The sequence below is a fragment of the Chryseobacterium sp. IHB B 17019 genome, from assembly GCF_001456155.1.
Taxonomy (GTDB): Bacteria; Bacteroidota; Bacteroidia; order Flavobacteriales; family Weeksellaceae; genus Chryseobacterium.
On record NZ_CP013293.1, the window covers coordinates 2,813,353 to 2,826,121 of the forward strand.

Here is a 12,769-nt window from a genome sequence, read left to right on the forward strand (position 1 = left end):
TTATTCCCGAAATTTGTATATTCGGAGACTTATATAATCTGAAATGATCGATTTAATTAAACAAAATAAATTTGAAGAATTAAAGGAAGTTCTTAAAAATTCCGACAATTTTAAAATTCATCAATATCTCTTCGAAATTTTAAATAACAATACAGTAGAAGTTGATTCAGAAAGTTTCGATGCCGACAAATATCAGGAAGAATTCCTGGAAGGTTTTGAAATTTACAAAGCTCTTGAAACTTCAAACATCGATATAGAGGAATTAAAAAATTTCTCCAATCTTTTGGTAGAACTTACTTTTAAGATGGGTGGCTTCATTCGGTTGATGGCAGATAATGCGATGAATAAAGGCGTCTATTTAACAGATATTGCCCATATTTATCCAATTAATCTTGAAATCAGAACCCAGCTTCAGGAATTTATTGATCGCCTGAAAAACAAATCCGATGAAGAAAAAGCCGTTGCCAATCTTGCTGCAACGAAAGCGCAGATCAGCAATTCCGTCGGAAACGTTCTCGAAAAATATGAAATCGGAGATGATATGCTTCAATTTGCCGAACATTACGAAAAAGCCGGCCAAATCGAAATGTCGATAAGAATTTACATGGGAATCATGAATGATTTTGAGTGTGATTCTGTAAAATCTGGCAGCGGTCTTTTCCCGGAAATTGCGCAAGTTGATGATAGATCTGAAGCAGAAATTGATATTTTTAACAAAGCAAAAATCAATTATGAAAGATTGACCGGTCATGAAATCGAGGAACCCAAGAGAATTCGTGTCACTGAAAATACTGTTGCTCAGGATTTAGTTGAAACGGTCACAAATTCAACTCTAAATGTTCCAAAACAGGAAAAAAATTCCGGCTTTTTCGGGAAAATGAAAAGACTTTTTGGAAAAGGATAATATAATCAATGGTGAATTGTCAATTAACTTTGTTGTCAATTTTTAGCACTCCAAAGTCACTATTCACTATTGACATTCACAATTTACTTTAATGCTACTCTCTATTTATGAATTCATCACAGATTACTACCGCCCAAAGAATTAAGGCTATAGTCGGCGGTTCCATAGGAAATCTTGTAGAATGGTATGACTGGTATGCTTATGCTGCATTTGCCATTTACTTTTCACATTCGTTTTTTCCGAATTCCAGTATGACGGCCCAACTTTTGAATACGGCAGGAATTTTTGCGGTAGGATTTCTGATGCGACCGGTTGGAGGCTGGCTTTTTGGGAGTATTGCTGATAAAATCGGGAGAAAAAGAGCGATGACTCTTTCGGTTTTGCTAATGTCGTTCGGTTCTTTGTTAATTGCTTTAACCCCGACTTACAAAACAATCGGTGTCCTGGCTCCAGCATTATTATTGATTGCGAGGCTATTACAAGGTTTAAGCGTGGGTGGTGAATATGGTGTTTCCGCAACCTACCTCAGCGAAATGGCAACCAGCGACCGGAGAGGATTTTACTCAAGTTTTCAGTATGTAACCCTGATCGGCGGACAGCTCATAGCATTGGGAATTCAGTTGATTTTGCAGAAATTATTGTTAACAGAAGCTCAGCTTGAAGATTGGGGATGGAGGATTCCTTTTGTGATTGGGGCTATACTTTCCGTTGTGGCCTTGTATTTAAGAGCCAATCTTCACGAAACCGAAGCTTTTGAAAATAAAAAGAACCTCAGCGAAAACAAAAAAGGCTCAATCACAGAATTATTAAAGCATCCAAAAGCATTATTAACCGTTATAGGACTGACTTTGGGTGGAACTTTGGCATTTTATACTTATACAACCTATATGCAGAAATTTTTGGTGAATACGGTTCATCTTACCAAAGAAGAATCGACTTTAATTTCCTTTATTTCACTCTTTATTTTTGCTTGTCTGCAGCCTGTATTCGGGGCTTTGTCTGATAAAATAGGAAGAAGACCGCTTTTGCTGAGCTTTGGAATATTGGGAACAATTTTCACTTATCCTCTTCTCAATGCTTTAAGTACTACAACTTCAATGTGGGGCGCATTTTTTTTAATTATGGCCGCTTTGATTATTGTGAGTGGTTATACATCCATTAATGCTGTTGTGAAAGCTGAATTGTTTCCTTCTGAAGTGAGAGCTTTAGGTGTTGGATTGCCATATGCTTTGACGGTCGCCATTTTTGGAGGAACAGCAGAATATATTGCCCTTTGGTTTAAGCAGGAAAATGTGGAACACTACTTTTACTGGTATATTACAGCCTGTATCTTCTTTTCATTTATTGTTTACGCTACAATGAAAGACACTAAAAAGACTTCCACATTGGATAGAGATTGATTTCTATGACTTAGAAAAACTCGCGGCTCAGATTCTCTGAGCCGCGCGTTCTATTTTTAATGATAGGCTTGCTTGAATTTTTCAAGAATATTGTCCAGATTATGACGCTGAACATATACGCTTTTTACATCTTGATACCTCGGGGACTTATAGAAAACTTCATGGAAATCCATACTGCCGTTCCCTACTTTCACCACTTTCTGTACATCGATATTCAACTTTTTCAATTCGTCTTTGAAGACTTGAAATTCATCTTGGATATTCTTCATCTATATTTTTTGGATTTAATTAAATAATTATCTTTTACATCAAACACCCTACCATTTTGCAGGGGTGATGTTTAAATTCTAGATTAAAGTTAATAAATTTATTAATACAAATGTAATATTTGGTTAACATTTATTTAATTTATTCAAAAATATGAAACAGATTTCACAACGTTTATAGATCTTATTTAAATTTTAATATTTTTTTAAAAAATCACGGGTGAATTATTTCATTAAAAATCGAAAGTTTCCATTCAATAAAAAATAAATAAAAAATTAAATTTTGATTAAAAAAATACCTATTAAGCCTTAAAAACCAATAATTATTTTTATATATTTTTGTTGGCAAATACTTATAATGAAAAAAATTCTGGCTCTTCTATGTATTTCTGCATACATGCTGTTTTCTGCACAAGATTCACTAAAGACTGAGACAAAAATCATAACTAAAGACACAAAATTCGGGCTCGCTTTAAGCGGAGGCGGAGCAAAAGGTTTTGCACATATCGGGATTTTAAAAGTTATAGATTCCCTGGGAATAAAGGTAGACTATATCACGGGAACGAGTATGGGTGGTATTTTGGGAGGGCTATACGGCATGGGCTACAACGGAGAGGAATTAAAAAAAATAGTTTACTCCACCGACTGGAAAAGAGTTTTAAGTAATAAAATCCCTTACAATAAGGTAAATATCAGCGAGAAAGATGAGTACAATAAATATATCATAGAATTTCCGGTTGCAGGCGGCCTGCCTACATTACCAAGCTCTTTTATAGAAGGGCAATATATGTCTGAAGTACTCAATACACTCACTTTCCCGGCAAAACATATCAATGATTTCAGCAAGCTCCGCATTCCTGTACAGCTTACCTCTTCTGATATCGTAAACGGCGGACTTGTCATGCAGAAAAAAGGCTCGCTGCCATTGGCAATACGGTCTACATTAGCCATTCCAGCTGCTTTTGCTCCGGTATATATTGATGGGAAACTTCTTGTAGACGGTGGGCTGGACCGCAATTTTCCGGTACAAGAAGTGAAAAATATGGGTGCAGATTATATTATCGGGGGATACACAGGCTTCAGACTTTTCACAAAAAAGGAAATAGAAAATCCTATGAAAATGATCTACCAGACCCATGCCTTTCATTCTGTTCAGGATTATAACCTGCAAAAGAAAATGTCGGATATTTTGGTTGATTTTGTAGCGCCTCTTAATAATTACACTACAAAAGACTTTAAAAAATATAAAGAAATCATTAAAATTGGCGAACAGGAAGCTAAAAAACATATTCCGGAATTTGTTGCTTTAGCAGATCAACAACGTAGGCTGGGAATTATTTATGATCATAAACTGATTGAAGAAGTAAAGAAACCCACCATAAAATTCACATACAGCGAAGACAACGGTACCCCTTTAAATAATCTTTCCGAAATAGAAAGCATTAAAAATGTCATGGGCTTAACCGAGGGGCAATACTATGACGCAAAAACTGTAAATGAATCCATTGACAAAATTTTTGGTATGAGGCAATACGAAAAGGTTTATTATACTTATACAGATTCTGAGGATGGTCTGATCATGAATACTTTTATAAAAAGGGTAAGAGCAGGAGCTTTTAAGCTTGCATTACATTATGATAATGAACAGTCTGTTGGTATTATCGTAAACTATACTTACCGGAATATTGCACACAGGTTTCGCGCCCTGGCTACGATAGATATTTCCGAACGTTTCAAAGCCCGTCTGCAGTTTCAAAAATTTCTGGACAACAGTTTACGCTGGTGGATCAGTGCCGAAGGAACCACCTATCATCTGAAAAGTAATGACTTTCTGCTTCGGTCAAGTAGTGAATTTGACTACGACACAGGCAGTTTCAACAGCCCTGATTATATTTACCGAAACACCAACGTCAATACAGCTATTAATTACAACCTTGTTCCCAATGCAATGGCATCATTAGGAATTGAATATAATACTGAAAAAATTAATCGTTCTACAGATAAATTAGGTCAGGTATTAACAGGTGTCAGCTCAGACAATAAGGTATATCAGCATAATAATTTTGGTATATTTTTTAAATTCAACCAGAATAATCTGAACGAAAGATATTATCCAACCTCCGGAAATAATCTACAGGTTATGACGAAATATTATTTTGGAGATCAATACAAATTATATAATTTAGAAAATGTACAGCCGTATCTTTATGAATATCTGAATCCGGTTACCTCATATTATAATGTTCCAAAAAATCTATTAAGCATCACAATTAACGAAAATTTTGTTCTTCCAATTACCAAAAGGCTCGCCATAAGAACCAATGCTTTTTTGGGAGCACATTTCTCATCTAAAAATACAGATGTACGTCTAAGTTCGGGCTTAGATTCAGAAGAAAAGAGTCCTTATTTATTTTTAAATCAAAAATATAACCTTGGCGGAAGCGAGTACAATTTTAGCGGAACCAATCCGGAATTTAATGGTCTTAGACAAAAAGAAATACCCGCAAATTCTTTTGCCAAACTGAGAATGGATGTTCAGTATAATATTTACAAGCATCTTTATCTTACTCCTTCTTTTCAGTATGGAAGAGGAAGTGATGAGCTTTCACCTTTTAAAAACAGTACAGGTTTCTATGGGTATGGTCTTAATTTGGGATACGAATCTATTCTAGGACCTATCAATATTAATGTTTCTAAAAATAATATTATTAATTTCTGGAGAGTATATTTCAGTATAGGCTTTAAGTTTTAAGAACAGTATTAATTTTGCTGCTCTTCTTCCATTTCCACCTCGTGTCTCAGCTGGGCTTTGTACAAAGTCGCATAATATCCGTTTTTGTCTAAAAGCTCAAGGTGCTTTCCTTCTTCAACGATTTTCCCATGCTCCATTACGATGATTTTATCAGCCTTTTCAATGGTTGAAAGCCTGTGTGCAATGATAATTGACGTTCTGTTTTTGGTAATTTTTTCTGTTGCTCTCTGGATTAATTTTTCACTTTCGTGGTCGATGGAAGATGTAGCTTCATCCAAAATTAAAATCTTAGGATCGGATAAATAAGCTCTTAAAAACGATAACAATTGTCTCTGTCCTAAAGAGATAGATGAGCCTCTTTCGCTCACTACATAATCATAACCTCCGGGAAGACTTTCAATAAAATCATCAACCTCAATTTCTTTTGCGCCTGCTTTTATTTTATCTAAAGTAATTGTATCATCCCCAAAAGCAAGATTTTCAAAAATACTTCCGTGGAATAAGAAAACATCCTGCAACACCACCCCGATGTGGCTTCTTAAATTATACAATTCATAATCTTTCAGGTCAATATCATCAATAAGAATTTTCCCTGAATTAATATCATAAAGTCTTGTAATAAGACTAATAATCGTAGATTTTCCGGCTCCAGTCGCTCCGACTATCGCTACCGTTTCACCCGGATTTACTTTAAAATCAATTCCCTTTAAAACTTCCTGCTTTTCATCGTATGCAAAATGAACATTCTGGAATTCAATTTTTCCGGCAAAGTGATCTTTTTGCACTTTTCCGGTATTCGGCATCGAGTTTTCTTCATCCATTAATCCTAAAACCCTTTCTGCACCTACAATACCTCTCTGGATATTGTTGAATCGATCCGCAATTTGTCTCAACGGACGAATCAGCATCGAAATATATTGGATAAAGGCAATAACAACACCCGCACTGATCGTAATATAACCTCCATAAAATAAGATAAAACCTATGAAAAGTGAAGAAATTAGTTCGACCACAGGAAAGAACAATGAGAAAATGAAAACCGTTCTCAATAATGCTCCTTTCAGGGTAATATTAATATCATCAAACTTCTTAAACTCAGATTCCTGTCTGTTGAAAACCTGGATGATAGGCATTCCCGCCAGTCTTTCCTGTACAAAAGAGTTCTGATTGGCCGTCCAAGTTCTTTCATCACCAAAAGCCTTTTTTAATCTTTTCTGGAAAAACCTTGTAATCACCACCATTAAAGGTAAAATTGCCAACGTAATGTAACTCAGATGAACATTGGTACTGAACATCATCACCAAAACAAAAATAATTCTAAGGACATCCCCGAAAACCATCAAAAAGCCGTCTGTATAAACCGTTGCAATGGTTTCAACATCTCCCACGGCTCTCGTTACCAACTGCCCGATCGGAGTTTTATCAAAAAAGGATGTCTTAAAATAAATAAGCTTACTGTAAAGCCTTTCCCTGATATCCCTGATTACATTTTGGGAGATATAATTGGAGAAATACACCAGGAAAAAGTTCAGGACCGTTTCCGCAAACACCAAACCTACCAAAATATAGATGTGTTTCATCATCAAAGCCTTATCCTGAAGCTTTGTGATGTCATTATCCACAACCTCCATGGTGAGATAAGGCCTGTAAGTAGAAACTATTGCCAATATAATGGAGATTACTAAAGTAAGGATGAACCAAGAACGAAACTTCATTCCGATAAAGAACAACCTCTTTACAATCCCCCAGGTATCTTGTTTTTTCATTGTACGAATTGAAGAAAGAATTAAAATAAAATTCTCTGCAAAAATAAGACTTTATAATTTCCCAGCCTTTACAACTTGATGAATTCCTGATGAAAAATTCAGATCGATATTATTTATGGTATAGATATGTTTTTGTTTGTATTGGATTATAAATTCCCCCATTAGTTTACTAGAAACTATTTCCAGCTTTCTGCACTCGCCATTTTACGGGTTTTTCGGGGCGGCGGCTTTGCCGCCGCCCCGAAAAACCCGTAAAATGCGCTCAAACAAATGCTACAAAACGAGGAACGAGTTTCGACGATTCAAATTTAAAACTATAGAGTCAATCCGGGCTAGGATTGCAGTCGTTCTTTAACCTTAGAGGTAGAATACAAAGTTTGTCCTCTCGAATACAAAAGCACTTAATAAAAAAAGAGACAAACTCTCCAAGCCGTCTCTCTTCAATTCTATATAATATTTTAAATCACCTTTTTCAGCCAATTTAAAACATAGTCTGCTACTTCTTCCCAACCTTTTTCACCTGCAATAAAATGGCTTCTTCCTGGAAATTCCTTAAAATCGACAATACTGTTTTTGTCTTTATAAGCTCCCGCTATTTTTCTTGAAAAGGCAGCAGGAAAAATATTGTCGTTGGAACCTGCGATGAATAACAACGGTTCATGAAGCTTTTGTAAATCTAATTTTGCTGAAGATTTAAATAACGGATCTCTCGCCAGTTTTCTACTTTCCGGAGCGGCAACCGTTTCGTACAGCTTATCACTTTCTTCTTTTGAATAATTGTTGAAAAACGCTTTGTGATACCATTCTTTTGAACCTAAAAATACAGAGTTTCCTTTGAAGAAATTCACCACCGGCCAAACGACTTTCACGGTAGAAAAAGGAGCCATTACATTTTTTGGAGGAGCACCGTCGATGCTTACTCCTGCAACAGCTTTTCCCATGTCAATCAATTTTTGAACCATCAATCCACCGAATGAATGACCGATAATAATTGGCTTTTCAGGTAGTGTATCAATAAATTGTGATAAATAATTAACCACATCATCAAATCCTACATTTTTCAAATCAGAAGGAATATTTCTTTTTAATTGTTTCGGATCTCCGTCGTGTCCTGGATTTGCAGGAGTATGTACAGTATAACCCCGAGCTTCAAAATAAGTTTTCCATTCTTTCCAGCTTGTATTATTCACAAATAACCCATGAATTAATACGATAGTTTTTGTTTTCATAATTTTTATTTTTATTGGTTTAATTATGAGACAAAGTTGCGGAGATAAAATGAGGATAATTTTAACCTTGGTTAAAATCGTGCTATTTCCCTGAAATTCTTTTTCTTATCCTACTCAGAGACGGTCCCTGAATCCCTAAATACGAAGAAATATGATACAGCGGAACATTATTGAAAATATCAGGATGTTGTTTTATTAAATCTAAATACCGTTCTTCAGGAGATTTTAAGATAAACCCTTCGATTCTGGACATCGTAACATTGAAAGCTTCCTGAGCGAGAAGCCTGCCGAATTTTTCCCAACGATGCGATTGCTGATAAAGGGAAAGTAAATCTGTATATCGGATATAAATAATTGTAGCATCCGTTAAAGCCTGTGTATGATAATCGCACGGAATCTGATTGATAAAGCTTTTAAAAGAGACCACAAAACCGTTTGCAGAATATAGAAAAACATTTTTCTCTTCCCCCGTTTTTTCGTCAATGGTGTAAGATCGGAAAACACCATCCACAATAAACCCGAAATACGTGCAAACCGTTCCGCGAAGATTATAGAAATCACCTTTTTTATAACTTTTGGGCAGCCAATAATTTTCAGACATTTTAAAATCTTCTTCCGCAAGACCTGCGAAATGATTGAGCGCGAAAGCCAGTTTTTCTATTGATTCCATGGTTTTAAGCTTTAAGTTAAATCACAAATACGATGGCTGAAGCTCTCGAATCCGCATTCAATATTCAAAATCAATGGTGACTTCGAGAACCTCAGCCACCAACATTATTATAATTCTTCACTACCGATTTTCTCGATTTCCAAAGACGGCTTTTTTATTTGTTCTTTTGTAAATTTCTTTTCAAGATAGGTGTGAAATGTGTACACAACAACAATTGCAAACAGCCAGCTTATAAAATTAACAAATGTAAAACTTCCAAAATTATTATTGCTCACAAACTCAGGATTTGTAAGTCTTTCATAAATTATATAACAAAAAAGAAATAACATCTGAAAACCAAGATAAATTGCAATGGCTAAAAGCCCCAGCTGCCATTTCGTTTTCCCGAATCTTTCAGCTAATCCAGCATAATATCTGTATGCTCCGATCATAATAAAAATTGACATCATAATGTTTTTATTTAAATATTTTACTCAAATTCATACCCCACATCCACCAAATACAAACCATGCGCCGGTGCAGAAGTTCCCGCAGAATTACGGTTTTTATTTTCAATCACTTTTCTGAGATCTTCGGGTTTTATTTTTCCGGCCCCGATGTCCACCATTGTTCCCACTATTGCCCTCACCATATTTCTCAAAAAACGGTTGGCAGAAACTGTAAATTTTAGTTCACTCCCACTCTGCTCCCACTCCGCTTTGTATATTTTGCAGAGGTTGGTTTTGTTGTCGGTATGTAGTTTTGCGAAACTTGTAAAATCTTCATATTCAAATAAAATTTCACACGCTTCATTCATTGGATTAATATCCAAAGGCCTTCTCCAATGCTGCCACGCAAATTCTTCCGTAAAAGGATTTTTTTCTAATGAAATATAATATTCATAAGTTCTGTAGGTTGCATCAAAACGAGCATGAAAACCATCTTTTACCCTAAAAATTCTTTTAATCGAAATATCAGGGGGAAGAAAACTGTTCAGTTTGTGGGAAAGATTATCATCCAAAATTTTTTCCGTGTCAAAATGTGCGAAAATTTTCTTTGCATGAACTCCTGTATCAGTCCTTCCGGCACCCATTGTTTTAATCTCCTCCCTTAAAATCGTGGACAGTGCTTTTTCCAATTCTTCCTGCACGGAAACGGCATTCGGCTGAATTTGGTAACCGAAATAATTTTTACCGTTGTAAGAAAACTCAATAAAATACCTCAATGTGATAAAATAACTCTACAAAAATACTTTAATTTAATGAAATATTTGTTGAAAACTCATTCAGAATATTGAAGCAAAGCGTCCAAAAATTATTATTTTTGCAATCGTATGAAAAGATGGTACCTTTATCCTTTTTCCCTCGGTTATCATTTGGCAACGGGTATCCGAAACACAATGTATGATCTGGGAATTTTAAAATCAACAAAATTCAAAACTCCGATAATATGCGTCGGAAACCTTTCTGTGGGCGGAAGCGGAAAATCACCGATGGTAATGTATCTTGCCCAGTTTTTAGCCAAACATTACAGAACGGGGGTCCTTTCCAGAGGTTACGGAAGGCTCACGAAGGGATATGCCGTCACCAATTATGAAAGCAATTATAAAATGGTAGGTGATGAAGCGATGCAATTATTTGAACGTTTCAAAAACCGTTTCGTAGTCGCTGTTTCCGAAGAAAGAGTTCCCGGAGCACAGAAAGTGATTTCAGACATGGATCTTGATGTTTTGGTGTTGGATGATGCCATGCAGCACAGAGCTATAAAACCTGGATTCAATATCCTGATGACGGATTTTAATGACCCCTACTTTAAAGACCACCTGCTTCCTGCCGGAGATCTGAGAGAATCAAGAGCTGGATCAAAGAGAGCGGATATTATTATGGTGAGCAAGTGTCCTGACGAACTTACGGAAGAAACCAAGCAATATTATATATCGAGAATCAGGCCGTCATACAAGCAAAAGGTTTTCTTTTCATCGATCGGCTATGACGAAAATGTATACGGGAAAGAAAAAATGCTTCCTGATAATAACCTCAACTATTATGACATTCTCCTGATTACAGGAATTGCAAATCCGAAACCTCTGTTGCAGCATCTGGCAAAATTTTCGCAGAGAGTAACCCATTTAAAATTCAGGGACCATCATAATTTTACGGATGATGATATTAAAAAAATCGTTGCCGAATATAAAAAACTGGGTGAATATAAATTAATTTTAACGACCGAAAAAGATTACGTCCGTCTTAAAACTTTTGACTATCTTAGAGATATTGTTTACTACTGGCCTATCAATGTAATCATTGATAAAAAGGAAGAATTCAACCAAATCATCTTAGATTATGTTAGAAAAAATTAATCAGACGTCCAATTTTATTAAAAACATCATTAAAGAAACACCCGATTTCGCGATCGTTCTGGGTTCGGGATTGGGAAAATTGCAGGATGAAGTTGAAATTATCCATTCCTTAGAATACAAAGATATTCCCAATTTTCCACAGACAACCGTTGTAGGCCACGGCGGAAAATTAATCTATGGTATTCTTGAAGGCAAAAAAGTTCTGATGATGAGCGGCCGATTTCATTATTATGAAGGTCATTCCATTGAAGCAGTTGTCTTTCCGATCAGGGTTTTTCATCTCTTAGGAATTAAAAACCTGATACTTTCCAACGCTTCCGGCGGTATCAACCCGAACTACAGCATTGCCGATATTGCTATCGTAAAAGATCACATCAATATGATGCCTGAACATCCTCTTCGCGGCAGAAATATTGATGAATTGGGACCTCGTTTCGTTGATATGAGCGAGCCTTACAATAAAAAAATGATCACAATTGCTGAGCAGGTCGCTAAAGAAAACAACATTAAAATTCACCAGGGAGTTTATGTTGCTTTGCAGGGACCAACTTTCGAAACTCCCGCAGAATATGGCATGATCAAAGCAATCGGCGGCGATATGGTGGGGATGAGCACCGTTCCCGAAGTTATTGTTGCAAAACACATGGGTATGGATGTTTTCTGTATTTCCATCATAACGGATCTTGGCGGACCGGATATTGCCTATTCCATCTCTCACGAGGAAGTTTTGAATGCTGCCAATAAAGCCATGCCTAATGTAATTGATGTTGTAAAAGGCTTGGTAAAAAATTATTCTTAACCGCCATAGAAAATCTCAATCTCTTAAATTTCTCCTAATTCATGAGGAAACCTACCACAAATTGCGTTTCATTGTTTAGATTTGCATTAAAATGAAATTGAAAAATGAAAAAGTTATTATTAATTTTAATGATGGGAATCTTCGGATTAGGCTGTTCACAACAAACTCCAAAAGTTCTTAAAACAAGCTTTTCCAAAGAAGCATTAAATCAAAAGCTGGAAGATGAAGAAGGAAAAAGCATCACCATACAACAAATTCTGGATCAGCATAAAGGAAAAGTTTTAGTGATTGATTTCTGGGCCGGATGGTGTAGAGACTGTCTGAAAGCCCTTCCAAAAGCAGAAGAACTGGAAAAAAATAATCCGAATGTTGATTTTGTATTCCTTTCACTGGAACGTTCAAAAGAGAAATTTGACCAAAGTCTTGAAAGATTTACTATGAAGGAAAAAGAAAACTATTGGTTTGCTTCCGGCTGGAAAAATGAATTTAATAATTATATTGATCTCAATTGGATTCCGAGATACATGGTCATTGATCAAAAATCTACCATTGCAAAATATTACGCCATATCACCGGAAGACCCGGAAATCCAAGCTACAATTGATAAGCTTTTGAAATAAATTTAAGATTAAAACTAAGGTTGAG

The 12,769-nt window shown here is 35.8% G+C and carries 12 protein-coding genes; 6 read left to right on the forward strand and 6 right to left on the reverse strand.

Annotation, left to right across the window (positions count from 1 at the left end; all coding sequences use genetic code 11):
* The first annotated feature begins 43 nt into the window (after positions 1-43).
* Entirely contained in the window at positions 44-904 is an 861-nt protein-coding gene (locus ATE47_RS12975; RefSeq protein ID WP_062162371.1) for a hypothetical protein, read from the forward strand.
* 107 nt (positions 905-1,011) lie between these two features.
* The gene (locus tag ATE47_RS12980) at positions 1,012-2,304 is read left to right on the forward strand and encodes an MFS transporter (protein WP_062162372.1); all 1,293 of its coding nucleotides are present in this window, start codon (positions 1,012-1,014) and stop codon (positions 2,302-2,304) included.
* A gap of 56 nt (positions 2,305-2,360) precedes the next feature.
* Here the strand turns inward: ATE47_RS12980 and ATE47_RS12985 are convergent, their stop codons facing one another.
* A complete protein-coding gene (locus ATE47_RS12985) occupies positions 2,361-2,573 on the reverse strand; it encodes a hypothetical protein (RefSeq protein ID WP_062162373.1) in 213 nt (70 codons plus the stop codon).
* A gap of 355 nt (positions 2,574-2,928) precedes the next feature.
* Between ATE47_RS12985 and ATE47_RS12990 the strand changes: the two genes are divergently transcribed.
* The gene (locus ATE47_RS12990; RefSeq protein ID WP_062162374.1) at positions 2,929-5,322 is read left to right on the forward strand and encodes a patatin-like phospholipase family protein; all 2,394 of its coding nucleotides are present in this window, start codon (positions 2,929-2,931) and stop codon (positions 5,320-5,322) included.
* A gap of 8 nt (positions 5,323-5,330) precedes the next feature.
* On the opposite strand, the gene ATE47_RS12995 is transcribed toward ATE47_RS12990, so the two are convergent.
* The 5 genes from ATE47_RS12995 to truA all read right to left on the reverse strand — a co-directional run bounded on the left by ATE47_RS12995 (position 5,331) and on the right by truA (position 10,191).
* The gene (locus ATE47_RS12995) at positions 5,331-7,088 is read right to left on the reverse strand and encodes an ABC transporter ATP-binding protein (RefSeq protein WP_062162375.1); all 1,758 of its coding nucleotides are present in this window, start codon (positions 7,086-7,088) and stop codon (positions 5,331-5,333) included.
* A 458-nt stretch (positions 7,089-7,546) separates the two neighbouring features.
* A complete protein-coding gene (locus ATE47_RS13000; RefSeq protein ID WP_062162376.1) occupies positions 7,547-8,317 on the reverse strand; it encodes an alpha/beta hydrolase in 771 nt (256 codons plus the stop codon).
* 82 nt (positions 8,318-8,399) lie between these two features.
* Positions 8,400-8,987 carry a Crp/Fnr family transcriptional regulator gene (locus tag ATE47_RS13005; RefSeq protein ID WP_062162377.1) on the reverse strand — a complete coding sequence of 196 codons (588 nt, stop codon included), beginning with the start codon at positions 8,985-8,987 and terminating at the stop codon, positions 8,400-8,402.
* Between the two features lie 107 nt (positions 8,988-9,094).
* Positions 9,095-9,436, reverse strand: coding sequence for a hypothetical protein (locus tag ATE47_RS13010; protein WP_062162378.1), 342 nt, complete (start codon positions 9,434-9,436; stop codon positions 9,095-9,097).
* 20 nt (positions 9,437-9,456) lie between these two features.
* Complete coding sequence (truA, locus tag ATE47_RS13015; protein ID WP_062162379.1) at positions 9,457-10,191, reverse strand: tRNA pseudouridine(38-40) synthase TruA; 735 nt, start codon at positions 10,189-10,191, stop codon at positions 9,457-9,459.
* 108 nt (positions 10,192-10,299) lie between these two features.
* Here truA and lpxK point away from each other — a divergent pair, with 108 nt between their 5' ends.
* The 3 genes from lpxK (at position 10,300) to ATE47_RS13030 (ending at position 12,744) form a co-directional block, all read left to right on the forward strand.
* Positions 10,300-11,325: a tetraacyldisaccharide 4'-kinase gene (gene lpxK / locus ATE47_RS13020; RefSeq protein WP_062162380.1), complete on the forward strand. Its 1,026-nt coding sequence runs from the start codon at positions 10,300-10,302 to the stop codon at positions 11,323-11,325.
* Positions 11,309-12,124: a purine-nucleoside phosphorylase gene (locus ATE47_RS13025; protein WP_062162381.1), complete on the forward strand. Its 816-nt coding sequence runs from the start codon at positions 11,309-11,311 to the stop codon at positions 12,122-12,124. Before lpxK ends, ATE47_RS13025 begins: the two co-directional genes overlap by 17 nt.
* Before the next feature lie 104 nt (positions 12,125-12,228).
* Complete coding sequence (locus ATE47_RS13030) at positions 12,229-12,744, forward strand: TlpA family protein disulfide reductase (RefSeq protein WP_062162382.1); 516 nt, start codon at positions 12,229-12,231, stop codon at positions 12,742-12,744.
* The last annotated feature ends 25 nt before the right edge of the window (positions 12,745-12,769 follow it).